We start from the raw sequence: 24,897 nt of genomic DNA on the forward strand, positions 1-24,897 counted from the left end.
GTGGACGAACCTACTTGTCTACCGTTCCGGTATGGAAAGAGAAGGAACAGAATGGCACAGGGAACTGTGAAGTGGTTCAACGCGGAGAAGGGGTTCGGCTTCATCGCGCCCGAGGACGGCTCCGCTGACGTCTTCGTCCACTACTCCGAGATCCAGGGCAGCGGCTTCCGCACCCTCGAGGAGAACCAGAAGGTCGAATTCGAGGTCGGTCAAGGCACTAAGGGCCCACAGGCCACTGGTGTACGCGCGCTCTAAGAGCGGGCCCACCCCTACAGGTATCCGTCCCTCACCGCCACCCGGCGGTGAGGGACGACCCATATCTGGACCCATTACACTCGATCACAACCCGGGGCCACATCGTCGCTGCGCCCGAGACGCAGCTCATTAACACGGTATAAACGTTGCTGGCAGCGATATCAGTCGCCGCCGCCGATTGCCCCAGCCGCGGTGGAGCGCATATGAGCGCCCCGTGGATCGACAGGAAAGGTGTGTTCGCCGGTGGCAACACGAGACCGCGGTGCAACACCGGACTCCGAGGCGGCGCCCAACCAGGGCCGTCCCCTGCGTCGTCTCGTGATTGTCGAGTCACCGACGAAGGCCCGGAAGATCGCTCCTTATCTAGGTCGCAACTACGTCGTCGAGGCGTCGGTCGGCCATATTCGGGACCTGCCGCGCGGTGCGGCGGACGTACCCGCCAAATACAAGGGACAGGACTGGGCTCGCCTGGGCGTCGACGTCAACCATGACTTCGAGGCCATCTATGTGATCAGTCCGGATAAGAAGGCCAAGGTCAGCGAGCTGAAGAGCCTGCTCGCCGACGCCGACGAGCTCTACCTCGCCACTGACCCCGACCGCGAGGGCGAGGCCATCGCCTGGCATCTGCTGGAGACGCTGAAGCCGAAGGTCCCGGTCAGGCGCATGGTGTTCCACGAGATCACCGAATCGGCCATTCGGTCGGCGGCCGCCGACACGCGCGAGCTAGATCAAGATTTGGTCGACGCGCAGGAGACGCGGCGCATTCTCGATCGGCTCTACGGCTACGAGGTCAGTCCCGTGCTGTGGAAGAAGGTCATGCCGAAGCTTTCGGCGGGCCGAGTGCAGTCGGTGGCGACCCGCGTCATCGTGCAGCGCGAGCGTGAGCGCATGGCGTTCCGTTCCGCGGAGTACTGGGATATCGCGGCCAAACTCGATGCCGGTGGCCAGGGTGGGGACGAGAATCCGCGGATCTTCGGCGCCCGCCTGGTGACCGTGGACGGGTCGCGGGTGGCGGCCGGTCGTGACTTCGGACCGGACGGACGGCTCAAGACCCAGTCCGGCGTGACCGTCCTGGACGGCGACTACGCGCGGCGGCTGGCGGAATCGCTGCACGGGGTGGACCTGGCGGTCACCTCGGTGGAGTCCAAGCCCTACACCCGTAAGCCGTACGCGCCGTTCATGACCTCGACCTTGCAGCAGGAGGCCGGGCGCAAACTGCGCTTCAGCTCCGAGCGGACCATGTCGGTGGCGCAGCGACTGTACGAAAACGGCTACATCACCTACATGCGTACCGACTCGACGACGCTGTCGGACACGGCGATTCAGGCGGCGCGGTCGCAGGCGACCCAGCTCTACGGCGCGGAGTACGTGAGCCCGACGCCGCGGCAGTACACCCGCAAGGTCAAGAACGCGCAGGAGGCACACGAGGCGATCCGCCCCTCCGGCGATGTCTTCGCCACGCCGGGTGAGTTGCGTGATCGACTGCAGCTCGACGAATACCGGCTCTACGAACTGATCTGGCAGCGCACGGTGGCCTCGCAGATGGTCGACGCGCGCGGTACCACGCTGACGGTGCGCATTACCGGTGTCGCGAATACCGGTGAGGAATGCGTGTTTTCGGCTTCCGGCCGGACCCTCACCTTCCCCGGCTTCCTCAAGGCGTACGTCGAGAGTGTCGATGAGGAGGCGGGCGGTCAGTCCGATGACGCCGAATCGCGGCTGCCCGCGCTGTCCGAGGGGCAGGGCGTCACGGCGGTCGAGCTGAACCCGGATGGGCACACCACCAATCCGCCGCCGAGATTCACCGAAGCCTCGCTGATCAAGACCCTCGAAGAGCTCGGCATCGGCCGACCCTCGACCTACGCCTCGATTATCAAGACGATTCTCGATCGTGGGTATGTGTACAAGCGCGGTAGCGCGCTGGTGCCGTCGTGGGTGGCGTTCGCGGTGGTCGGTCTATTGGAGGCGTACTTCGGCCGGCTGGTTGATTTCGACTTCACCGCGGCCATGGAGGACGACCTCGATGCCATCGCCTCCGGGCGCGAGCAGCGCGGAAACTGGTTGTCCGGCTTCTACTTCGGTGGTGATCACGGCGTCGAGGGTTCGGTCGCGCGGTCGGGTGGACTCAAGAAGATGGTGGGTGAGCAGCTCGACGAGATCGATGCTCGCCTGGTCAATTCCATCAAGCTGTTCGCCGATGAGGAGGGCCGCGATGTCGTGGTCCGGGTCGGCCGGTTCGGTCCGTATCTGGAGCGCATGGTCGTCAATCCCGATGACCCGCAAGGCGATCCGATTTCGCAGCGGGCGAATCTGCCCGATGAGCTGCCGCCGGACGAACTGACCCCGGAGGTCACCGAGAAGCTGTTCTCGACCCCGCAGGAGGGTCGTCGGCTCGGTAAGGATCCGGAGACCGGGCACGAAATCGTCGCCAAGGAAGGACGTTTCGGGCCGTACGTCACCGAACTCCTGCCGGAGCCCGCCGAGGAGGCCGATACCGGCGCCAAGAAGCCCGCCAAGAAGGCGGCCGCGCCGAAGCCGCGGACCGGGTCGCTGTTCAAGTCGATGGATCTCGCGACCATCGAATTGGACGATGCGCTCAAGCTGCTGTCGCTGCCCCGGGTGGTGGGTGTCGATCCGACCTCCGGTGACGAAATCACCGCGCAGAATGGTCGATACGGGCCGTACCTGAAGAAGGGCACCGATTCGCGCTCGCTGAGCGGGGAGGAGCAGATCTTCACCGTCACCCTGGAGGAGGCGCTGAAGATCTACGCCGAACCCAAGCGGCGCGGTGGGCAGGGGGCCAGTGCGGCACCGCTGCGTGAGCTGGGTGTGGATACGGCGACCGAGAAGCCGATGGTGATCAAGGACGGTCGGTTCGGGCCGTATGTCACCGATGGTGAGACCAATGCCAGCCTCCGCAAGGGCGACGAGGTGGAGTCGATTACCGATGAGCGCGCCTCGGAGCTGTTGGCGGATCGGCGGGCGCGCGGGCCGGTGAAGAAGACGGCGAAGAAGGCCGCCAAGAAGGCTCCGGCCAAGAAGGCGGCCGCCAAGAAGACGACCGCCAAGAAGACCACGGCCAAGAAGACGGCAGCGGCCAAGACCGGCGAGGGCACCGCGGCGAAGGCCACGGCCAAGAAGACGCCCGTCAAGAAGGCTCCGGCGAAGAAGGCCACGGCCTCGAAGTCCTGATCGGATGGTCTGGGACCATTCTCTCCGCCGGTGCCTTCCCGTAGCGTGAGCACGGGAAGTGCACCAGCGGAAGGATTTCGATGACCGTCGATCGGGAGCGTGCGGATCTCATCGCTGCCCTTGCCGAGCAACGCCGACTCTTCAACATCACATTGCGCGGGCTCTCCGATGAGCAGGCGCGGCAGCGCACCACGGTCAGTGAGCTCACCCTCGGTGGTCTGCTGCACCATCTGGTCGCCACCGAGCGGCATTGGATTCAGGTGATCATCGAACGTGATGAGAACTCGGAATTCGATGTGGCCGGTATGGATTCGCAGTATCGGCTGGGCCCGGACGAGACGGTGGCGGGACTGCTCGCCGACTGGGATGTGGTGACGGCGCAGACCGAGAAGCTGATTCGCGAGGTGGACAGCTTCGACACCCCGATTCCGATCCCGACCGCGCCGTGGGCACCCGAGCGGGAGTGGTGGCCGGTGCGGGTGATTCTGTTCAATATCTTCCGTGAGATCGCGCACCACAGTGGGCATGCCGACATCATTCGGGAGTCCCTCGATGGGGCGAATACGACATATCAGCGCGTCTGATTCGCGGTTCTCCGACTGTCGGTGCCGACGGCTAGGGTGTACGGCGTGGCGGGAGTCTTCGATCGGCTGGTGGGCCAGGATGCGGTCGAGTCCGAACTGACGGGTGCCGCGGTGGCCGCGCGGGGCGGGGCGGCGGTGTCGTCGTCGGCTATGACGCATTCGTGGCTGTTCACCGGGCCGCCCGGATCGGGTCGGTCGGTGGCGGCGCTGTGTTTCGCGGCGGCATTGCAGTGCACGGATCCGGAGCGGCCGGGCTGCGGGCGGTGTCATGCCTGCACCACGACCATGGCCGGAACACACGGTGATGTGCGGCGAGTGGTGCCGGAGGGATTGAGTATCGGCACCAAGGAGATGCGCGACATCGTGCAGATCGCGTCGCGGCGGCCCAGCACCGGACGGTGGCAGGTGGTCGTGGTCGAGGATGCCGACCGCCTGACCGAGGCCGCCGGAAACGTACTGCTCAAAGTGGTGGAGGAGCCGCCGGAGCGGACCGTCTTCCTGTTGTGCGCGCCGTCGGTGGATGCCGAGGACATTTCGGTGACCCTGCGCTCGCGGTGTCGGCATGTGCACTTGGTGACACCGTCGGTGGATTCCATCGCGAAGGTCCTGATCGAACGTGACCGGCTCGATGCGAAGACCGCCCACTGGGCGGCGTCGATCAGCGGTGGTCATGTGGGTCGGGCCCGCCGGTTGGCGACCGATGACGACGCCCGGGCGCGGCGGCAGCGGGCCCTGGCGCTGGTGGGTGCGACCGCTCGACCCGCCACGGCCTACGCGGCGGCGGACGCACTGGTGAAGTCCGCCGACGATGAGGCCAAACAGGTCAGCGGTACGCGCGATGAGAAGGAACGCGACGAACTGTCGATGGCGCTCGGTGCGGGCGGTACCGGTAAGGGCACCGCCGGGGCGACCCGAGGCTCGGCCGGAGCGCTCAAGGAGCTGGAGAAGCGGCAGAAATCCCGTGCCACCCGCACCGGCCGCGATGCCTTGGACCGGGCGCTGATCGATGTGGCCGGGCTCTACCGCGATGCCCTCGCGGTCCGCCTGCGCGCCGCGACTCCGGACGCGAGCTCCGGTGTGGCCCTTACCCACCCCGATATGTCCGACCAGATCCGCGAACTCGCCACCGATGTTCGCCCGGAAGGACTACTGCGCTCCATCCAGGCGATCCTCGAATGCCGCGATGCCCTCGACTCGAATGTGAAGCCCCGCTTCGCGGTAGCCGCCATGGTCGCCACCCTGATGGCCGCCCGCTCCGCGTGACCGCGACCACGGGTTTTCGCGTTCCGGCTCGAGGACGATAGACTCGCACCGCCGAAAGGCACGCCGCCTTAGCTCAGTCGGTAGAGCGCTTCACTCGTAATGAAAAGGTCGGGGGTTCGATTCCCCCAGGCGGCTCCGAGATCAAGCCCCCGATGTGGACTCCACATCGGGGGCTTTGTCGTTTTACGGGGACAGTGTGCAGAAAGTTCTTTGCATAGATTGGTTTGCAAAGAGTACTTTGTAAGTATGGCTGAACCAGTGCCGCCCAGGGAGATCACCGACCCCGCCGCCTTACGTGCGCTGGCGCATCCGCTGCGCCAGCGGATTCTGCGGGCACTTGCCGAACAGGGGCCATCGACGTCCACGGCGCTCGGTGCGCTGCTGGGGGAGAACACCGGGGCGACCAGTTATCACCTGCGTCAGCTCGCCGAGCACGGGTTCATCGAGGAGGCGCCCGAATTGGCGAAGGGGAAGGAGCGGTGGTGGCGGTCGCCGCCGCAGGATCTGCGGTATCGGGTCGATCGGGCTTCGTCTCCGGAACTGCGCGAGCTGATGGAAGGTCTGCTCGCCGTGCACATTGCCGACGATGTCGAGGCGTTTCAGCGATTCGAGGCCGAGCGTGCCGAGCTGGGTGAGTGGGCCGATATGGTGCCGTTCTCCCGGGGCGCCATCCATGCGACGCGCGAGGAGTTGGAAGCGTTCTTCGAGGACTATCTCACGCTGCTCAAACGCTTCCAATCCACGCACGCCGAGGGCCGCCCCGGAACGCGCCGAGTGCTGACCCGGTTCATCGCGTTTCCCGCACCCGGAATGAATTCCAGCGAGTAAGGATCCACCAGTGCTATCGATCGTCGCTCGAATTGTCCTGCTCACCACCATGATTGCTGCAATCACCCTCGGTGCGCCGATGGCACACGCGAACGATCTCGTGACCGACGGTATCTCCATCACCCGCTCCGACGGGACCACGGCGAGCGGCACCGTGTACGCACCCGCCGGTGCCACCGGCCTGCCGGGAGTGGTGCTGGTGCACGGTTCGGGCGATGGTCGCGATGAGCACTACGACCAGGTTGCCGCCGCTCTCGCCGGTGCGGGGATTGTCGCGCTGCGCTATGACAAGCGCACCGAGGATTACACACCCGCGCACCGCGACTACTCATTGCTCGCCGACGACGCACTGGCAGGTCTTGCCGCACTGCGGAACCGCCCCGAGGTGGCTCCGGACCGCGTCGGGATCTGGGGCCTCTCCGAAGGGGGATGGGTTGCCCCGCTCGCGGTTTCGCGTTCCGCCGATGCCGCGTTCCTGATTACTGTCGGCGCCAATTCCTTTGCCCCCGCGGCGCAGCAGGCCTGGGCGAACGAGACCAGATTCGTCGCGGGCGGAGTGCGTGGTTCGATGCTCGAAGTGCTGGCGCGCAACGGTATCCGGCAACTGGTAGGCGCGGGTCAGTTCGCCCAGGCCGACTACGACGCGATACCGGTGCTGGAGCGGATCCCGCAGCCGGTGCTCGCGATCTGGGGTGAGCTGGATCGGCTGACACCCCCGGGCGACAGCCTGCGCGACTTCCAGTCCGCGTTCGAGCGAGTGGGCAAGACGAACTACACGCTGCGAACCCTGCCGAACGCCCAGCACGGCGGGCATGCGACCACCGATGGATTCGACAAACTGCCGGAACTGGCTCCGGGCTACATCCAGCTCATGGCCGATTGGGTGCACGGACTCCCGGATTCCGCTGCACGACAGGTGGATCCGCCAGCGGCGCAGGGGCAGTCGGCCGAGGCGCTCGAACCGCTGTCCCGGTGGGAGTCCGCCACCGTGCAGCTGTCGCTGCTGCTCGGAATCGTCCTCGGCTTCGGAGGTTACGCACTGACCGGCGCGGTGCGCCGGTGGCGGTTGCCGAATCCGCGACCGGCGCGAATCCTGTTGTCCGCAGCAATGATTGCCATTGTCGGGACCGTCGCGCAACTGCTGTTCATGCTGACGACCCGAGCCACCTCATTCGGTCCCCTGCTGTTCGGCCGCACACTGCCCTGGCTGGCTGTACAGCTGCTCGCCGCGCTCGCGGTGGTCACCCTCGGCGTCATTATCGCTCGGAGCCGGAGCACGCTTTCCGACTCCGGTGCGGGCGCCCGCGCCAGATGGATTCTCCTGGTCTGCGGCGGTGCGGGATTCACCCTGTGGGCCCTGTATTGGGGCCTCCTGATCCCCTGACCGCCCGGACAGTCGGCTGGTGGCGAACGGAAGACCGGGGAATCGCATGGCCGCAGGTTGTCGGGTGCGCGAGCGGGGATTGCCGCTGGGCGGTCGTCGGGACGGTCATCGCCCAGCGGCGCTGCACACTGCGCCGACTCTCGGCCCGGTAGCGATCACGCTGGCGTCGCGCGATGGTTTATCCGTCGACCGATGCTCAGCTCAGCTGGCCGCGCCCGGGCCGGGAGACGCTGAGCGTCCGATCAGCAGTCCTGAGCGCCGCTCCCTCGTCATTCCGGCATGCTTTTGGCCGGAATCCACACCCGAATGGCACCGTACAGGCTGGATCCCGGCCAGAAGCGCACCGGACGACGGGGATATTCGGTCGTGAAACGCGCGGTACTCCCAGCCACCCGCGCAGTCCGCTGTGCTCGTACCGACCTGGCAGGTTCCCGACACCCCCGCTACCGTTGATGCCGTGGATACCCCGTTGGCGCCCCCGCCCCCGCCCCCAGTTCGTCCCCGGTGGCGGGCAATGGGATTGCCGCTGCTCACGGGTGCCGCGGTGGCCGGCACGGTCGCGGCGCTGCATTTCCGGGATCCGCATCAGGCAGGCTCGTGGGGTCTGTGCCCCTTCTATGAACTGACCGGATACTGGTGCCCCGGCTGCGGGGGATTGCGCGGTATGCACAATCTCACCGAGGGCCGGATTCTCGACGCGGTGCAGAGCAATCTGCTATTGATTCCGCTGCTGCTGGTGTTCGCGGTGTGGTGGGGGGATTGGCTGGTGCGCAGTTCGCGCGGCCAGCCCGCGCGGACGCTACCCCGCGGGTTGCCGCGCACATGGTTGTGGGTGACCCTGGCTTTCCTGGTGGCCTACACGGTCTTTCGCAATACCCCGTGGGGCACCTGGCTCGTGCCGGTGTGAATTACGGCGGCGTGGCCCGCCGAGTGAAACCCGCTGATCAGGGCATGCTGTCACTATGGTTGATTCGCTGAAGGAACGAGTGCGGGCGAAACTGCTGCGGCAGCTCAATGAGGACGGTGCGCCGGATCCGGATCAGGACGACACCCGGCAGTTGTCGGTGCTGACCGATCTGGAACTGCTGGACGCGGTGGCGGACGACGATCCAGTGGTGGAGGAACTGGCCGTCCGCTACCTTGTGCCCTGAAGCCCGAAGCCAACGCCCGCGCTCAGCAGACCTGCGCGCTCAGAACGCACAGGGCGCGCCGCCCTCGGAACCGCTGCTGAACGGCCGGGTCTCCGGTGTCGGGTTCCAATGTCCTTCGGTGCGAGCGTAATTCCAGCGCGGGCCGTTCTCGACCAGGGCGGAGACGGCATCGATGAGCCGATCCACATCGGCGGCCGTACTGCCGAGGCCCAGGCTGGCCCGCAGCGCGCCGTCCACACCGAGTGCGGCCAGCAGCGGATGTGCGCAGAACCGGCCGTCGCGCACGCCGATCCCGTGTTCGGCGGACAGGTAGGCGGCCACCCGACCGGGTTCGAAGCCGTCGATGGTGAAGGCGACAATGCCGACGGCATCGGTGCTGTCGCGCCAGATGCGCAGGAAGTTCACGCCCGGAATGGTTTTCAGGCCGTAGCGCAGGCGATGCGAGAGGTAGAGCTCGTGCTCGGTGACCGTGGTCTCGTCGAGGGCCGCGAGTGCGTCGCAGGCGGCGGCCAGGGCGGCCACGCCCAGCACATTCGGGGAACCGGCCTCATGTCGCTGCGGGGCCGGGGCCCATTCGGTTTCGGTGGCGGAGACCTCGCGAACCGCGCCGCCACCGGCGAGGTACGGCTGCGCGGTATCGAGCCAATCGCGACGACCCACCAGCACGCCCGCGCCGAACGGGGCGTAGAGCTTGTGGCCGGAAAACGCCACATAGTCGATTCCACTGGCCTGCAAGTCGATTCGGCGATGCGGGGCCAGCTGGGCGGCGTCCACCAGGATGCGGGTACCGCATTGGTGCGCGATCCAGGCCAGGCGCTCGATCGGCAGCAGCTCGCCGGTCACATTGGAGGCGCCCGTAATCGCCAGCAGTGCGGCGGGTTTCGCGCACAGTTCGGCGACGAGGCGCTGAATGGTCTCCTCGATGGTGTCGGCGGCCCGGACCACGCGGCGGCCGTTGCGCACCCACGGCAGGAAGTTGGCGTGGTGCTCGGTATCCAGCACCACGGTGTCGCCGGGTACGCAGGAGGCGAGCAGGTTGAGTGAGTCGGTGGTGTTGCGGGTGAAGACCACGCACTGGTCGTCGGCGGCATTGAGGAAGCGCGCCACCGTATTTCGCGCGGCTTCGTAGCAATCGGTGGAGACTCGCGAAGCGTATCCGGCGCCGCGGTGCACGCTCGCGTAGAACGGCAGCAGTTCCTGCACCCGATTGGTGACCTGCTCCAGTGCCGGTGCGCTGGCGGCATAGTCGAAGTTGGCGTAGGTGGCGGTGCCACCCTGAACGAGCGGCACCTGGAGGTCGTATCCGGAGACGCGGGCGAGGGTGGCGCAGCTGTGGTCGGCGAAAGCAGTCATGACGAAATCCCGTCGGTCAGGGACTCGTGATCAGCAGGATCGAAGAGTCCGCGCTTGCCGCGTTCTTGTGAACGTCGGCCCGGTCGTCACCTGGAGCACCCCACCGCGGAGGAGGGTTGCCGACCAGCTAGCCAGGGCTTGACGCTGGTACTCATGACCTGATTGCAGAGGTTGGCAGATGCGCGGCGACCTTGTCAACCCGCTGACGAGAATCATCCGAAAGTTGGATGGGTAGGGCCGCAAAGTAGGAATCGGGAGTTCGTCGGGGTCGGTAGCCTTTAATGTGAAGTTAGGGTAGCCAAAGTAGTGTGGCCGCAGGATCGATAACGAGGAGCACGACATGCTGGATATCGCGACGCCGTTCTCGACCCTCATCCGCACCGCCACCGAACAGCAGCACAGCGAGGCCGAGCACTCGTCGTTCATGCGCGACATGCTCACCGGAACGCTCGGTGTGCGGGCGTTCTACCGCTACACCGCCCAGCTCTGGTTCGTCTACGACGCGCTGGAGAAGCGGTCCGCCGAACTCGCCGCCGATCCGGTCGCCGGACCCTTCGTTCGCCCGGAGATAGCTCGTCTTGCCGCACTGGAAACCGACCTCGCCCATCTGGGCGGTGCGGGCTGGCGTGACGAGCTGCGACCGCTGCCGTCCACCCTCGCCTACGCCGATCGCATTACCGAATGCGCCCAGCACTGGTCCGCCGGATATGTCGTTCATCACTACACCCGCTACCTCGGTGACCTTTCGGGCGGGCAGGTCATTCGTGGCACTGCGGAGAAGCTGTGGAATCTGCCCAAGAAGGGCGATGGCGTGCGCTTCTATGTCTTCGACGCGATCTCCAATCCGGCCGCCTTCAAGCGCGGATACCGCGAGCTGCTCGACGGCCTGCCCCTGGACGCGGACGAAACCGAGCGTGTACTCGATGAGGCGCGCCTGGCGTTCTCGATGAATACCGACCTATTCGGTGAGCTGGCCGCAGAATTCAGCGATAAGAACTGAGGCCCTATCGGCTACCCCGGGCTACGTATGCCACAGGATTGCTGAGGGTAACTCGGTTGCCTCGCGGGAGCGGGTGCGCTGCCATTGAGTGGTGAGTCTGCCCCTGCTGCTGAGCTTTATCGGACTGTGTGTCCTGCTGTCGCTCACCCCCGGACCGGATTCGTTTCTGGTGCTGAGGTTTTCGATGGTGGGACCGCGACCCGCCATCGCCGCGGCGATCGGCTCGGCGCTGGGCGGGATCGTCTGGGCCGTGGTGGTCGCGGCGGGCGTGGCGGCGCTGCTGGAACAGTCGGCCACGGCCTATCGCGCGTTGAAGGTTATCGGCGGAATCTATCTGGTGTACCTGGGAATTCGCACGTTCCTTGCCTTCCGGCGCGACCGCCGCGAGAGCGCTGCCACAGCCGCGACCGCGGCGCTGCCGGGTGCGGAGCCCGCGAACTCACGGGAACGTGCGGCGTCGGTGCGAGCGGCATTCACCGCCGGGATGGTGTCGTGTGTGTTCAACCCGAAGGTCGGCCTGTTCTATCTGGCGGTGCTGCCCCAGTTCCTGACCGAGGTCACCTTCGCGAATACCCTCGCGCTCGGCGCTATCGAAAGCACCATTGCCGCAATCGAAATGGTGCTGCTGGCACTGGCCGCGGCGCGGGCGGCGGAACTGCTGCGCAGTAAGAAGGTGCGCGATCGGCTGGAACAGATCAGCGCGGGCATTCTCGCCGCGCTCGGTATCGGCACCGCCGCCTCGGCGGCCTGATGCGCGGATTCCGGCCGCAAATCCGCGCAGAGCACCGATATGCGCCCGTCGAGGATGGAGACGCCCAGTCGTGAGCGGGATCGTTCAGAGCGCTTCGGGCCGGTGGTACGTGCCGTTGTAGTACAGCAGCGGTGCGGCGGCGGGGAGTTCCTCGGCATCGTCGTGGACGCGGGTGACCAGACCGATAACGAGGGTGTGGTCACCGATTTCGATGAGTTGATGAACGGTGGCGCGGACCCAGATGGGTGTGCCGTGCAGGACCGGTTCACCGGTTTCGAGGTTGGTCCACAGCGAGCGGTCGGTGAAGCGCTCCTCGGCGGCGCGACTGAAGCGCTGCGCGATGTGCTGCTGATGTTCACCGAGGAAGTGCACGACCACCGATTCGGCGCGCAGCATGGCCTCGATACTGGAGGAGGTGTGCGCGATATTGAACGAGATCAGCGGCGGTCGCAGTGACACCGATGCGAACGAGGTGGCCGTGAAGCCGACCGGCCCCTTCTCGGAGTTCAGGGTGACGACGGTGACGCCCGCCGGATAGTGCCGCATGGCGGAGCGGTACTGATGGGCGGTGATACCACTCAGATCGTCGGGGACCTGTAGCTCGGACGGTGAATCGGTCACCTAGGAAATCTACGTCCGAACCGGTGTGCCTATTCCTATTGTGCGCAATCTGACCACAATCCCCGTGTCGGAACGGGGTGTGGATTGCGGCCACCTGCATGCCGGAATGCCGAGGGCGGGGCGGTCAGTCGACGTCGATCGCGAGTCCGGCGGTAATGCGCATCAGCTCGCCGAAGGTGGTGCGGAAGAGGGTGTTCGGATGGCCACCCGCCGCCCACAGCTCCGAATGCCTGGCCAGCGCATTGTCGAGATAGGTGGGCAGATTGGTGGGATGGCCGACCGGCGCCACCCCGCCGATCGGCTGGCCCGTAACCTCCCGCACCATATCGGCGGGCGCCCGGGTGAGGGTTCCTTCGAGGCGTTCCCCGGTGCGTTCGAGATTCACCTGGTGGGCGCCCGAGACCAGCAGTAGCACCGGATCGTCGTCGAGCAGGAATACCAGGGATTTGATAATCGCCCCGACATCCACGCCGATCGCCGCGGCGGCTTCCTGCGCGGTGCTGGTGGGTAGCGGTTGGGTAATGATCACGCCGTGATGGCCGCGCGAAATCAGCGTGTCGGAGACCTTGGAAGCGAGCGGCGGCAGGGACCTGCGCATGCCAACCAGGGTAGAGCGATTGCGGATTATGTGCGGGCGTTCAGTATTCGGGGTAACCGTTCTCGGGGCCGAGCATGTCCGCGAGTCGAGTGCGCGCAGTGCGGATGAGCTCGGCGGTATCGCGTTCGGAGAGTTCCTCGTGCACACAGGAATCGAAAACGCGATCGAGATCGGCCGGGGACAGTGCGAGCAATTCGGCGTCGGCGGCGGTGGCCAGGGCCGTATAGCTGGGATAGGGGCGGCCGTCGGCCAGCTTGGCCGCCCATGTGACATTGCAGCAACATTCATAGAGGGCGTGTATCGCCCGTTGGCGGGATAGGGCGTTGAATCGGTCGAGGCCGATTTCGTGATGCATCAACATCGGGTTCTCCACACTGGTGGCGCAGATTTGCTGACGTGCTAATCGTCCGCCCGTCGCCGGTCCGGAAACCAGTGCGACGCAGCATATTTAGCACAGCATTAACACTGCCCGCCCGGCTGCGGCCCGCCACCGATACGCTGGTCCGATGAGTGAATGGAAGGCTTTCACAGTCGAGAGCAAGGACCATGTAGCCCAGGTCACCCTGACCGGCCCCGGCAGGGGTAACGCCATGGGTCCCGACTTCTGGCACGAACTCCCGTTGATCTTCGGCGAACTCAGCGCCGATCCGGACGTCCGGGCCATTGTGCTCACCGGCTCCGGTAAGCACTTCTCCTACGGCCTGGACCTGCCGGCCATGAGCCCGCTGTTCGGCCCGCTGCTGCAGGACCGTGCCCTGGCCCGCCCGCGCACCAACTTCCTCAAGCAGATTCGTGAGATGCAGGCGGCGGTCACCGCGGTCGCCGACTGCACCAAGCCGATTATCGCCGCCGTCTCCGGCTGGTGCATCGGTGGCGGCCTCGACCTCATTGCCGCCGTGGATGTGCGACTGGCCAGCGCTGACGCCAAGTTCAGCCTGCGCGAGGCCAAGGTGGCGATTGTGGCCGATATCGGCTCGCTGCACCGGCTGCCCGGCATTATCGGCGAGGGCCACCTGCGCGAACTCGCCTACACCGCCAAGGACATCGACGCCGCCCGCGCCGAAAAGATCGGCCTCGTCAGCGACGTGTACGCCGATCAGGAGGCGGTACTGGACGCGGCGCACGCCATGGCGCGCGAGATCGCTCTCAACCCGCCGCTGGTGGTGCAGGGCATCAAGGATGTGCTGGACCAGCCGAAGGTGGGCCGGGTCGCCGACGGACTGCGGTACGTATCGGTGTGGAATGCCGCCTTCCTGCCGTCGGAGGACATTACCGAGGCCATCCAGTCGGTCTTCGAGAAGCGGGAACCCGAGTTCAAGGGCAAGTGATCGATTGAGCGGTAACGATGCGAGACCGCCTGCGGTGCAGGCGGTCTCGTTCGTTCACAGCCGCTGAAACCAGCGCTGTGCACCAGCGGTGGAATCGACGCGGCCCGGGAGGCCGGTGGCACGGCTCCCGGCCGGGGATCCGACTCAGTGGCCGCCCTGCTCCTTCAAGCGGGCGTAGGCCTCGGTCACCAGGGTCTCGGCCTTCTCGCGGCCTTCCCAACCCTCGACCTTGACCCACTTGCCGGGCTCGAGGTCCTTGTAGCGCTCGAAGAAGTGCGCGATCTCCTTGCGCTGGAACTCCGGGATGTCCTCGACGTCCTGGATGTGGTCCCACCGCTTATCGCCCGCGGGCACGGCCACGACCTTCTCGTCGCCACCCGCCTCATCGCTCATGATCAGCACGCCGACGGGACGGGCCTCGACCAGCACACCCGGGAAGACCGGTTCGGGCAGCAGCACCATGCAGTCCAGCGGGTCGCCGTCGGAGCCGAGGGTGTCCTCGATGAAGCCGTAGTCGGCCGGGTACATCATCGGGGTGTACAGGTAGCGGTCCAGCTTCACGCGACCCGTCTTGTGATCTACCTCGTACTTGTTCCGCTGACCTCGCGGGATCTCGATGGTGACGTCGAACTCCACGTCATCTCCTCTTTTCTGGTGCCTATGGCTGCCGACTCGCCAGCTCGTTCGGGGGAACGACTGCGCACCGAGGATAGTGTGGTGCCCGAGCGTGTGGGTGCGGCAGGGACGCCGGACAATCCCCACCACAGGTAACCAGGGAGACAGCGGCACGTGGTTGGTCCGAACGGGAAGAACATCGGCGGGTTGGAGGCCAAGCGGCGGCGCAGGAAATTGATCCTGGTGGCATCCGTCCTGGTCATGGTCCTCATCGCGATGGGCTCCGTGGCGCTCATCGTGAAACCGTGGACCGAGGAATTCCGGCACGGTGGTTTGACGATCGCCGCGGCGCCCGCGCCGGTGCAGGTATCGCCGCAGGTCGGGCCCGCATCCACCGATGCGCCCGCGCCGAGTAGGAACGGGCTGGCGGCGGCCCTCGCGCCCGTGGTCGGCACTCCGGACCTGGGTGTCTTCGCCGCCATGGTGTCCGACGCCGAGACCGGTGAGGTGCTGTGGAGCACCGATCCCGATCAGCCGATGATCCCGGCGTCCAATGCCAAAATTCTGCTGACCGCCGCCGCGCTACTCGCCCTGCCGCCCGACCATCGGGTGATCACGAAGGTAGTGACCGGGGCCGCGCCGAACGAGCTGGTGCTGGTCGGCGGCGGTGATCCCACGCTGACCGCGCAACCGGATGGCAAGGGGTACTACCCCGGCGGGCCGCGACTGTCGGATCTGGTGTCACAGATCAAGGCCTCCGGCCGTGCGGTGGACACCATCATCGTCGACACCTCGCTCTACACCGGGCCGAATATGGCGCCGGGCTGGCTTACCGAGGATATCGGCGGCGGTTCCATCGCACCGATCGAACCGGTGATGATCGACGGTGGCCGACTGGAACCGTTGCGGGCCTACTCGCCGCGAACCCACACCCCGGCCCTGGATGCCGGACGGCGGCTCGCCATCGAACTGGGTCTGGATCCGGCTCGGGTGCGAGCGGGTACCGCCCCGGCCGGTGCGACGCAGGTCGCCGCCGTACAGTCCGCGCTGCTGCGGGACCGACTGCACGACATGATGGTGCACTCCGACGATGTGCTGGCCGAGACCATTGCCCGTGAGATCGCCGCCGCGACCGGTTCGGAGCAGTCGTTCGCGGGTGCGGCAACGGGTATCAACACGACGTTGCGGGCCGCCGGATTCGATATGACCGGTGTCACCCTGCTCGACGGCGGTAGCGGACTGTCCGTCGACGACTGGATTCCGGCGCGCGTGCTGGACCGCATCATGACCGCCGCGGCCTTGCCGAACGGTACCGGGGACCAAGGGAATTCGACCGGAAACGGCACGCGGGACCCCGCTCCCGCCCCGCTCGCGGCGCTGCTCGACCACCTGCCCGTGGCCGGGGCGACCGGCACCCTCTCCGACCGCTACACGGCGCGCGACCGTGACGGCGCGGGTTGGGTACGTGCCAAAACCGGAACTCTGGACGTGGCAAGCTCGTTGGTGGGGTATGTGCTGGATCGCGATGGGCGCGTACTCACCTTCGCGTTGATGTCGAACCAACGGCTACCCGAGGCGAGCCGCCCCGCGTTGGACGCCATCGCCGCCACATTGCGCAACTGTGGATGCTCCTGACGGGTGGATGACTATGACCGGACCCGAACACAATTCGGCCGACGCCGCACACCTGGGAACCGGTGACTCCCGTACCCAGGTGGTGATCGACCCGAGAACCGGGGAACTGAGCCGAAAATCGAAGCCCGGACTGACCGGCGCCGTGGATTGGAAGCTCGCCGCCCGGACCGGAGCCCTGCTCGTACCCACCGGTCCGCGCGCTTCCCGGTATTCCGCGGAGCAGGCGGTGGCCGAGCTCGCCGAGGCGTCCATTCGCGCCGAGGGCCCGGTTCGGGAGGTCAGCAATCTCGTCGACGGGTCGGTGGTGCCCGCCGCGCGCATTGTGGACCGGCCCGGCTGGATCGCGGCCGCCGCCGAATCCATGTCCGCGCTCACCGGCAGCGACTCCACCGACCAGGGCCGCTTCGTCGGCAAACCCGCCGGGGTGCAGGCCGGGGCCATGCTGGCCTTCCTGTCCACCGCCATCCTCGGTCAGTACGACCCGTTCAGCGGTCCCGACGGCACCCTGCTGCTGGTCGCGCCCAACATTATGGGCACCGAACGCGCACTGGCCGTACCGCCCGGCGACTTCCGGCTCTGGGTGTGCCTGCACGAGGTGACCCACCGCGTGCAGTTCTCCTCCGCGCCGTGGCTGGCCGACTACATGAAGAGCAATGTGGAGCTGCTCGGCGAGGTCGGCGACGAGCCGATGGCCGACGTCCTGGCCCGCCTCCTGGAGGCGGTGAAGGATCGCCGCCGCGGTATCGAGGATCCGGCCGCCAGCGGGGTTATCGGACTACTGCGCGCCACGCAGGCCGAACCGCAGCGCGACGCTCTGGACCGACTACTCATGCTCGGCACCCTCCTGGAGGGCCACGCCGACCACGTCATGGACGCCGTCGGCCCCGCCGTGGTGCCCTCGGTCGCCCGCATCCGCTCCGCATTCGACCAGCGTCGCCGCCGCCCGGGCAATCCGATCCAGCGGCTGCTGCGGGCACTGCTCGGGATGGACGCGAAGGTCGCGCAGTACGTGCGCGGTAAGAAGTTCGTGGACGAGGTGGTGGACACCGTCGGAATGGAACGCTTCAACGTCATTTGGACCGACGGCGAAACCCTCCCGCGCGTGGACGAAATCGAGGATCCACAGCGCTGGGTACGGCGCGTCCTCGGCTGAGCAGAGCCCACACCCGTCCTCGGGTCCCGGTTGTGCCCTGCGTGCTGGGCTGCTATCCGTCGTCGTGGTCCCGGCTGTGCCCTGTGTACAGAGTTGACACCCGCCGTCGTGGCCTCGGGTGCCCCTTGCGCCGCGCCATCACCGTCCGGATGGGTCGACACCCTTCGTCATTCCGGCGTGCTTTCGGCCGGAATCCACCTTCGATCAGGACGTGGATCCCGGCCAAAAGCACGCCGGGATGACGGGTGGTTGGTGTGCTTGGTGACGGGTGGTTGGTGTGCTCGGTGACCGGTGCTCGGTGACCGGTGACCGGTGGCTGGTGTGCTCGGTGACCGATGGCTGGTGTCCTCGGTGACCGATGGCTGGTGTCCTCGGTGACCGGCGCTCGGTGTGCCCGGGGTCGGCGACAAGGCCGGCGTGAAACCATCGGAGACGTGAGCCATCCGCGACTTCCCGAGACCCCGGCCGCGCTGGAAACGCGCCGTGCCGTGCGGGATTGGTTGGGTACGTATGCCCCGAACGGTGTGGTGGCGGTCGGGTTGTCGGGCGGGGCGGACTCCCTGGCATTGACCGCGGCCGCTGTCGTCGAGGCCGGTGCGGTTGATGCGCTGGTCGTCGATCACGGCTTGCAGGGCGGATCGGCGGTGGTGGCGGCGGAGGCCGCTGCCACCGCTCTGCGGCTCGGATGCCGGTCGGCTCGGGTCTTGACGGTTGAGGTGTCCGGCAGCGGAGGTATGGAGGCGGCCGCCCGGCGAGCCCGGTACGCGGCATTGGACCGGGCACGAGATGGCCGCCCGGTCCTGCTGGGCCACACCCTCGATGACCAGGCCGAGACCGTTCTGCTGGGTTTGGCGCGGGGGTCGGGCTCACGGTCCATTCAAGGGATGGCGGCCTTCGCCGATCCGTGGGGACGGCCACTGCTGGGGGTGCGGCGGGCGGTCACCCGGCAGCTCTGCGCCGATCTCGGTGTGACCCCGTATGACGACCCGCACAACAGCTCCGCCGAATTCACCCGGGTGCGGCTGCGCGCCGAGGTGCTGCCGCTGCTGGAGGAGGTGCTCGGTGGTGGGGTCGCGGCGGCGCTGGCCAGAACGGCGGCTCAGCTGCGGGAGGACGGTGAGGTCCTCGATGTGCTCGCCAGGAATTTGCTGGCGAGTGCCTGTGATGGGAACGGATTGTTGGTGGAGACTCTCGCCACTGCCGAGCCCGCACTGCGACGCCGGACGATTCGGGCATGGCTGCTGGCGGGTGGGGCTAAGGCGTTGACCGACAAGCATTTACGCGCGGTGGACGCACTGGTCACCGATTGGCGCGGACAGGGCGGCGTGGCGGTCGGCGGCGGGTCGAGTGGGATCAGGTTGGTTGCCGGGCGCGAACATGGCAGGCTCGTACTGAGCTTGGTCGAGAACGAGCCCAGGTGATTCGGGATCCACATCACTGAAGGGAAACCATCGGACGTGTACGGGGATGACATCGCGTCGGTGTTGATCAGCGAGGACGAGATCGCGGCGAAGGTTTCCGAACTCGCGGACCTTGTTGCCAAGCGGTACCCGGCGGACGCCCCGGAGGGCGACCTGCTGTTGGTGGGTGTGCTCAAGGGCGCCATCTTCTTCATGACGGACCTGGCCAAGAAACTCACCATCCCTACTCAGATGGAATTCATGGCGGTCTCGTCCTACGGGTCGTCCACCTCGTCCTCGGGCGTGGTGCGCATCATGAAGGACCTGGACAAGGACATCGCCGGACGCAATGTGTTGATCGTCGAGGACATCATCGACTCCGGTCTCACGCTGTCGTGGCTGCTGCGCAATCTGTCCAGTCGCAATCCGGCCTCACTCGAGGTCGTGACGCTGCTGCGCAAGCCCGACGCACTACGCACCCAGGTAGATGTGCTGCACGTGGGCTTCGACATTCCGAATGAGTTCGTGGTCGGCTACGGCCTCGACTACGCGGAGCGCTACCGCGATATGCCGTACATCGGCACCCTGCACCCGAAGGTCTACGGCGGCGAGGCCTGAGCCCTCTTCGAGGCTCGGGCAAGCGCTATTGCTCGGATCGGACGACGACCTGGCATTGCGATATGCCGTCCCTTCTGTCCCTTCCGTCATTCCGGCGTGCTTGTGGCCGGAATCCACCTCGGCTCCGTAGCGGATCCGGCCCGAAAACACGCCGTGATGACCAACGGATGGAGCGTTTTCCGGCGTGGTGTGAGAAATTTCACTCACCCTGTTCAGTGGTTGTGCGGGCCTGCGGCCGTTGGGTGTTGCTGAGTGCCGAGGGCAGTTCAGTGGCATTGACAGCCAGGTCACGGGTGGCGTGGGTTACTGCTGGTCGGTCGACTTGATAGAAGTCGGTCGGATGCCCATTTGGTCAGTCGCTGGCGGTTCGCGGAGCCCGCTGCCATGCTGTTATGGACACGTCATATGCTGTTCGTAACAAACCTGATGGCTGTTTTCGTTTCGGATTCCAAACTCCGAGGTCGGATCTGGCTGGATATTCAAGACCGATTCTGATAGCAAGGGGCTATGGACCCGCATTTGCGCGACCTGCGGTATTTCGTCGCCGTCGCTGAGGAACTGCACTTCACCAATGCCGCGCAGCGGTTGCACATCGCGCAACCGACACTGTCGCGGCAGATCCGCCAGCTCGAACGTCAGCTCGACGTGGTCCTGTTCGACCGCAATCAGCGCAGCGTTGCCTTGACCGTGGCAGGTAAGGAACTGCTCGAGGGAGCCCGCAAGATCCTGGAACTCTGGGAGGTCACCCACGTGGCCCTCCAGGAGGCGGGCGAGGTGCTGCGTGTCGGCATCCAGTCCTCCATCGGCCGCGGACTCATTACCGACCTGGAGAGCGCCAGCGGGCATCGCCTCGCCCTGCACTCCGCGTCGTGGACCGATCCGTCCAGCGGCCTGGCCGGCCGACAGGCCGACCTGGCCCTCATGTGGCTGCCCGTGCCCGACACCAGTCGCTACCGCTCACAGGTGCTGCGCACCGAACCGCGGTGGGTATTGCTGCCGGAGAACCACCCCCGCGCCGGGCAGGAAACCATCGATTTCGCCGACCTGCTCGACGAACCCTTCATTGCCATGCCCGCCGAAGCCGGTGCGGCACGCGACTTCTGGCTCGGCGGCGACGCCCGAGGCGGTCGCCAGGCCAAGATCGGTGCCGAAGCGGCCACCGCCGAGGAGCGCCTGGAAGCGGTCAGCCTCGGACTCGGTATCTGCCTGCTCGCCGAGAACAATGTCCCCATGTACCGCTGGCCCGGCCTCACCGCCCGCCCGGTCACCGGCCTGCCGCCGTGCGAGTTGGCCGTTGCCTGGCGTGCGGACGACGACCGTCCCACCATCCTCGAATTCGCCACCCGCGTCCTCGAGGGCGGCTTCGCCGACCGGGAGCCGGTCGCGGCGGTCTAGCTCGAAATCGACGGCGGCACTGGGTCGGAGGCAGTGCCGCCACCCGCACTCGATCGGCCGGGGCGTACCTGTTGGTTCGCCCCGGCCGACTCGTATGCGCAGGTGGCCGCGGTTCGGGCCAGCCCGGCAAGGCGTTTCGTGATCGATAATCCTGCTCCCCTGTGTGTAGCGCATTGCCACCCCCCGTGTGTGGCCCCGCGGGCGGCACCTCCCTGTGTGTGCCACTGGGGGCGGCGCCCCCGTGTGTGGCCCTGCGGGCGGCGCCACCTCCTGTTGTGCCACTGCGTGCGTCGCCACCCCGTCATTCCGGCGTGCTTTTGGCCGGAATCCACCTTTGATCAGGCCATGTCCTCCCCGGCCAAAACCACGCCGGGACAACGCACGCCTGTGGCGGCCTCGCCGGAACGACACGCGTCTACGCGCCGCCGTCGGTGAATAGCTGTGCACGCCAACGATTCCCACTCGTCGCCGGTCAACGCGCGGTGCGCCGCCAAGGGTGCGCGGTTTCCAGCTGCACCGCGAGCCGGAGCAGCGTGGATTCACTGCCCGGCGGACCGATGAGTTGCGCGGCTACCGGTGTACCGGTGCGGGGATGGATACCCATGGGGACGGTAATGGCGGGCCAGCCGACCAGGTTCCACAGCGGGGTGAACGGTGAATAGCGCACATTGGCAATCACATTGGCGAGCCAGGGCAGTGTATGCCAGCGGCGGGCGCGTGGCGGCGGGGTGGCCAGGGTGGGGGTGATGATCACGTCGTAGCGCTCGAAGTAGTCCAGCAGACGGGCCTCGATGCGGTCCACCTGGGCGGGGCGCACGAGGCCGGAGCGCAGCGCCGCTTTGCCCAGCGCGATATGGGTGCGGGTGCGCGATTGCAGGCGGTCCGGATGCGGGACGGCGGCGGCCTCGTGAGCGGCATTGGCGACCCAGCGCAGCATGAGGGCGAAAGTCGCGCCCTGATAAGGCAATTGGGCCGATTCCACAGCATGTCCGGCGGCTGCCGCCGCCGCGGCGGCCTTGCGGGCGGCGCCATCCCAGTGCCGGTCCACACGGGCCAGCGGTAGTGGGGGAGCGGCGGCCATGCCGATCCGCAGGGACTGCGAGGTCGACAGGTCGGCCAGGTCGGGACGATCGGCCAGTACCGAGAGCATGAGCGCGGCATCGGCGACAGTGGTTGCCAGCACGCCGTTTTCGGTCATCCCGCCCCACGAATTCACGCCCACTTCGGCGGGCACCAGGTCTCGACCCGGTTTCATGCCCACCACACCGCAGCAGGCGGCCGGAATCCGGACCGACCCCAATCCGTCATTGCCGTGCGCGATCGACACCATGCCGGAGGCGACCGCCGCACCGGAACCACCGGACGACCCACCCGCGCTGAATTTGGGATTCCAAGGATTGCTGGTGACGCCCGCAGGTGAATCGGTGACGCCCCACAGACCGAATTCGGGAACACTGGTCAGGCCGACGACGACCGCGCCGGCCGACCGTAGTCGCCGCACCACCGGGTGGTCCATCTCCGCCGGACGATCCGAGCCCGCAAGCGAACCGGCGCGTGTCACCTCGCCCGTGACGTCGATATTGTTCTTGACCGCGATCGGCACTCCCGCCAGTGGCAGGACATCCAGATCGGGGCGCTCGGCCAGGGCCTGGGCCTCCGCTCGCGCCGCGTCGGTCCGAACCACGCTGAACGCGTTGACTTTCCGGTCCCGCGACCGAATCCGCTCCAGTGCCGCATCCACCACCTGAATGGGGGTGAGCACGCCATCGCGCACCGCGGCCGCGATCGCCGTCGCGGAACCGGTGTCCACGCGTGCCGGGCTGTCGGTACGCGGAACGTACGCGGAACCGCCGTAGGTGTCCGCCGTAGCGGAGGTGAAGCTGTCGTCTGTATCCGGAGCTGTCGCCGAGCTGCTCCGCGTATCCGGAATGGCCGCAGGGCTGTCGTCTGTATCCGGAATTGTCGCAGAGCTGTGTATGCCCGGAGCTGTCGCAGGGCGGTCGGTTGTCTCCGGAGTAGTCGCAGAGCTCACGGTTTCCGCTGTGGCCGCCGAGCCCCTGTCGGAATCCGAAGAGGCCGCGGCGCTGATGTGTGCACGCGCGGCGTCGTTGTCCGAGCGCTCGGTGGCGGCCGGGGTATCCGCGGCAGGCCCTACGGCTTCCGGAGCGGTGGCGGTGGCCGTGGCGTCGCCCTCCAGCGGCGCGTCGGTACTGACGGCCACCTGCTCGGGCGGCGTGGCCCGCTGGCGCGCTGTTTTCGCGGGGGGAGTGGCGGCGGCCGAATGCCGTTTGGTCCGGGCTGATTTCGGTTTGCGGGCGCGCGGGGCCGGATCAGCCGCGAGCGAGGTGGTGTCCTCAGCGTTCGCGGTGTCGTCGGCGTTCGCGGTGTCGTCGGCGGGCGCGGTCTCGGGGGCGGGCGGGGTGCGGGTGTCGTCGGCGTCCGTGGGGTCGTTTGCGGCCATAGTTACCTCCCGGCCAGGCTTGGCGGTGGGCGGTACCGGCCGGTGTGAGCATTCGCCCGATTCGTCCGCGTCCGCTGTCGCTGGTGAGATGCCGTCCGCTAGTGCGGTGCCCTTGTTGTACATGCTGGTGTTCCCCCGTCGCCTGGTCGTCGAAATCGGGTGATCCGCTGTGCAGCCGCAAGTTATCATTCCCGCAGTTGCTCGGGGGATGATGGTGACGGGTGTGGCGGATTCTATCCGGCACAGCAACGGACCGACCAGTGCGGATTCCATGGATTCCGTGCCGAGCCAGGCAGGTGCGGACATGAGCTCAGGTTCCGATCACCGTTCCGGTCGGCATACCGCCGGCACGGAATACAGCGCGGTGGCCGCCTTCGCCGCGGCGTGGGATGCCGCATCCGCGCCGCCGGAGATCGCCGACTTCCTACCCGATGCGACCACCCTGCGGCGTGGGGCGCTGATCGAACTCGTTCGGGTCGATATGCGGCACCGCTGGCTGCGGCGAGCGGGCGCCGCGGCCGGTCGTGCGGAGCGCGTGCGCAAGAGACTGACCGAATACTGTTCCGAATTCTCCGAACTCTCGGCGCGCGATCTCCCCGCCGGATTGGTGTACGAGGAATTCGTTATCCGGCGGCACAGCGGGGAGCGTGTCGACCCCCGCGACTACATCCGGGAATTTCCACATCAGGCCACGGAACTGCGGGCGCTTCTCAATGCCGACGACGAGGACCAGAGCACGCGGCGCTCGGCGCTGGAGGGCTCCGTGCGCGCCGGAGCCGACCCCGGGGCCTCCTCGAGTGCCGCGGGCCGCCCCGCGGACTCCACGCGCGCCGAGGGCCGCGTCACGGACCCCGCACCAGCCCGGACTGGCCGCCCGAACACACCTCGCGCACCCGCTGGCTCCGAGGCATCCTCGCGGACCGGATTCGAGCAAGCACCGCGTTCGGGAACCGCCCCGGCGGACTCCACCAATCCGTCAAGGGCCCTGGACGAATCCATCCGGGCGGGAGCTGGAACCGACGAATCCACCCGTGCGGGGACCGGTTGGGACGAGTCGACGCGTGCCGGTGGCGGCATCGATGACTCGACCCGTACTGGAACCGGCTCTGACCAGCAGTCACCGGCCGGAACCGAGGTCGACGAGCCGACGCGTGCGGGGACCGGTTGGGACGAATCCACGCATGCGGGGGCCGGGATCGATGATTCACCCCGTGCTGGAACCGGCCCTGACCAGCCGACCCGTGCTGGAACCGGGCCAGACCAGCGGCCATCGGTCGGAGCCGAGGTCGACGAGTCGACGCGTGCGGGGGGC

The 24,897-nt window shown here is 67.0% G+C and carries 22 protein-coding genes, 1 tRNA gene, 1 pseudogene and 1 riboswitch; of the genes and pseudogenes, 18 read left to right on the forward strand and 6 right to left on the reverse strand.

Features of this window, described 5'->3' with window-relative positions; all coding sequences use genetic code 11:
• The first annotated feature begins 51 nt into the window (after nt 1–51).
• The 9 genes from NU1_RS03230 to NU1_RS03270 all read left to right on the forward strand — a co-directional run bounded on the left by NU1_RS03230 (nt 52) and on the right by NU1_RS03270 (nt 8,657).
• A complete protein-coding gene (locus NU1_RS03230) occupies nt 52–255 on the forward strand; it encodes a cold-shock protein (protein WP_029925108.1) in 204 nt (67 codons plus the stop codon).
• A gap of 318 nt (nt 256–573) precedes the next feature.
• Nucleotides 574–3,447, forward strand: a complete 2,874-nt coding sequence (topA, locus tag NU1_RS03235; RefSeq protein ID WP_170264297.1) for a type I DNA topoisomerase — start codon at nt 574–576, stop codon at nt 3,445–3,447.
• Between the two features lie 80 nt (nt 3,448–3,527).
• The gene (locus NU1_RS03240) at nt 3,528–4,031 is read left to right on the forward strand and encodes a mycothiol transferase (RefSeq protein WP_067517195.1); all 504 of its coding nucleotides are present in this window, start codon (nt 3,528–3,530) and stop codon (nt 4,029–4,031) included.
• Between the two features lie 45 nt (nt 4,032–4,076).
• On the forward strand, nt 4,077–5,294 hold the full coding sequence (locus NU1_RS03245) for a DNA polymerase III subunit delta' (protein WP_067517245.1): 1,218 nt from the start codon (nt 4,077–4,079) through the stop codon (nt 5,292–5,294).
• Nucleotides 5,295–5,356: 62 nt separating this feature from the next.
• Nucleotides 5,357–5,429, forward strand: a tRNA-Thr gene (locus NU1_RS03250).
• Nucleotides 5,430–5,540: 111 nt separating this feature from the next.
• Entirely contained in the window at nt 5,541–6,122 is a 582-nt protein-coding gene (locus tag NU1_RS03255) for an ArsR/SmtB family transcription factor (RefSeq protein ID WP_067517197.1), read from the forward strand.
• Between the two features lie 10 nt (nt 6,123–6,132).
• The gene (locus NU1_RS03260; RefSeq protein WP_212761905.1) at nt 6,133–7,506 is read left to right on the forward strand and encodes an alpha/beta hydrolase family protein; all 1,374 of its coding nucleotides are present in this window, start codon (nt 6,133–6,135) and stop codon (nt 7,504–7,506) included.
• A 457-nt stretch (nt 7,507–7,963) separates the two neighbouring features.
• Complete coding sequence (locus tag NU1_RS03265; protein ID WP_067517249.1) at nt 7,964–8,413, forward strand: DUF2752 domain-containing protein; 450 nt, start codon at nt 7,964–7,966, stop codon at nt 8,411–8,413.
• Between the two features lie 55 nt (nt 8,414–8,468).
• Nucleotides 8,469–8,657, forward strand: a complete 189-nt coding sequence (locus NU1_RS03270; protein WP_067517199.1) for a hypothetical protein — start codon at nt 8,469–8,471, stop codon at nt 8,655–8,657.
• Nucleotides 8,658–8,696: 39 nt separating this feature from the next.
• On the opposite strand, the gene NU1_RS03275 is transcribed toward NU1_RS03270, so the two are convergent.
• On the reverse strand, nt 8,697–10,010 hold the full coding sequence (locus NU1_RS03275) for an aminotransferase class V-fold PLP-dependent enzyme (RefSeq protein ID WP_067517201.1): 1,314 nt from the start codon (nt 10,008–10,010) through the stop codon (nt 8,697–8,699).
• Nucleotides 10,011–10,055: 45 nt separating this feature from the next.
• A riboswitch (SAM riboswitch) is annotated at nt 10,056–10,169 on the reverse strand.
• Nucleotides 10,170–10,350: 181 nt separating this feature from the next.
• Between NU1_RS03275 and NU1_RS03280 the strand changes: the two genes are divergently transcribed.
• Both NU1_RS03280 and NU1_RS03285 read left to right on the forward strand, forming a co-directional pair.
• On the forward strand, nt 10,351–11,010 hold the full coding sequence (locus NU1_RS03280) for a biliverdin-producing heme oxygenase (protein ID WP_067517203.1): 660 nt from the start codon (nt 10,351–10,353) through the stop codon (nt 11,008–11,010).
• Between the two features lie 91 nt (nt 11,011–11,101).
• On the forward strand, nt 11,102–11,761 hold the full coding sequence (locus tag NU1_RS03285; protein WP_067517251.1) for a LysE family translocator: 660 nt from the start codon (nt 11,102–11,104) through the stop codon (nt 11,759–11,761).
• An 84-nt stretch (nt 11,762–11,845) separates the two neighbouring features.
• Here NU1_RS03285 and NU1_RS03290 read toward each other — a convergent pair whose 3' ends face one another.
• The 3 genes from NU1_RS03290 to NU1_RS03300 form a co-directional block, all read right to left on the reverse strand.
• Nucleotides 11,846–12,307 carry a flavin reductase family protein gene (locus NU1_RS03290; protein ID WP_084520943.1) on the reverse strand — a complete coding sequence of 154 codons (462 nt, stop codon included), beginning with the start codon at nt 12,305–12,307 and terminating at the stop codon, nt 11,846–11,848.
• A gap of 199 nt (nt 12,308–12,506) precedes the next feature.
• Nucleotides 12,507–12,980: a YbaK/EbsC family protein gene (locus NU1_RS03295; RefSeq protein ID WP_067517207.1), complete on the reverse strand. Its 474-nt coding sequence runs from the start codon at nt 12,978–12,980 to the stop codon at nt 12,507–12,509.
• A gap of 40 nt (nt 12,981–13,020) precedes the next feature.
• Nucleotides 13,021–13,341, reverse strand: a complete 321-nt coding sequence (locus NU1_RS03300) for a 2-oxo-4-hydroxy-4-carboxy-5-ureidoimidazoline decarboxylase (RefSeq protein WP_067517253.1) — start codon at nt 13,339–13,341, stop codon at nt 13,021–13,023.
• A gap of 145 nt (nt 13,342–13,486) precedes the next feature.
• Between NU1_RS03300 and NU1_RS03305 the strand changes: the two genes are divergently transcribed.
• Nucleotides 13,487–14,308, forward strand: a complete 822-nt coding sequence (locus tag NU1_RS03305; RefSeq protein ID WP_067517209.1) for a crotonase/enoyl-CoA hydratase family protein — start codon at nt 13,487–13,489, stop codon at nt 14,306–14,308.
• Between the two features lie 144 nt (nt 14,309–14,452).
• Here NU1_RS03305 and ppa read toward each other — a convergent pair whose 3' ends face one another.
• Nucleotides 14,453–14,944, reverse strand: coding sequence for an inorganic diphosphatase (gene ppa / locus NU1_RS03310; protein ID WP_067517211.1), 492 nt, complete (start codon nt 14,942–14,944; stop codon nt 14,453–14,455).
• A gap of 153 nt (nt 14,945–15,097) precedes the next feature.
• Here ppa and dacB point away from each other — a divergent pair, with 153 nt between their 5' ends.
• From dacB to NU1_RS03335, 5 genes are all read left to right on the forward strand, one after another.
• Nucleotides 15,098–16,558, forward strand: a complete 1,461-nt coding sequence (gene dacB / locus NU1_RS03315) for a D-alanyl-D-alanine carboxypeptidase/D-alanyl-D-alanine endopeptidase (RefSeq protein WP_371859756.1) — start codon at nt 15,098–15,100, stop codon at nt 16,556–16,558.
• A 13-nt stretch (nt 16,559–16,571) separates the two neighbouring features.
• Entirely contained in the window at nt 16,572–17,711 is a 1,140-nt protein-coding gene (locus NU1_RS03320; RefSeq protein WP_084520945.1) for an Rv3626c family coenzyme F420 biosynthesis-associated protein, read from the forward strand.
• A 434-nt stretch (nt 17,712–18,145) separates the two neighbouring features.
• Nucleotides 18,146–19,132, forward strand: coding sequence for a tRNA lysidine(34) synthetase TilS (gene tilS / locus NU1_RS03325; protein WP_245719927.1), 987 nt, complete (start codon nt 18,146–18,148; stop codon nt 19,130–19,132).
• A gap of 36 nt (nt 19,133–19,168) precedes the next feature.
• Entirely contained in the window at nt 19,169–19,729 is a 561-nt protein-coding gene (hpt, locus tag NU1_RS03330) for a hypoxanthine phosphoribosyltransferase (RefSeq protein WP_067517213.1), read from the forward strand.
• Between the two features lie 507 nt (nt 19,730–20,236).
• Nucleotides 20,237–21,124, forward strand: a complete 888-nt coding sequence (locus NU1_RS03335) for a LysR family transcriptional regulator (protein WP_067517214.1) — start codon at nt 20,237–20,239, stop codon at nt 21,122–21,124.
• Nucleotides 21,125–21,596: 472 nt separating this feature from the next.
• On the opposite strand, the gene NU1_RS03340 is transcribed toward NU1_RS03335, so the two are convergent.
• Nucleotides 21,597–22,934, reverse strand: coding sequence for an amidase (locus NU1_RS03340; RefSeq protein WP_067517264.1), 1,338 nt, complete (start codon nt 22,932–22,934; stop codon nt 21,597–21,599).
• A 955-nt stretch (nt 22,935–23,889) separates the two neighbouring features.
• Between NU1_RS03340 and NU1_RS03345 the strand changes: the two are divergent.
• Nucleotides 23,890–24,897 (forward strand): annotated as a pseudogene (locus NU1_RS03345) (hypothetical protein); the annotation flags it as partial.

This window comes from Nocardia uniformis NBRC 13702 (assembly GCF_001613345.1).
Classification (GTDB): Bacteria; Actinomycetota; Actinomycetes; order Mycobacteriales; family Mycobacteriaceae; genus Nocardia; species Nocardia uniformis.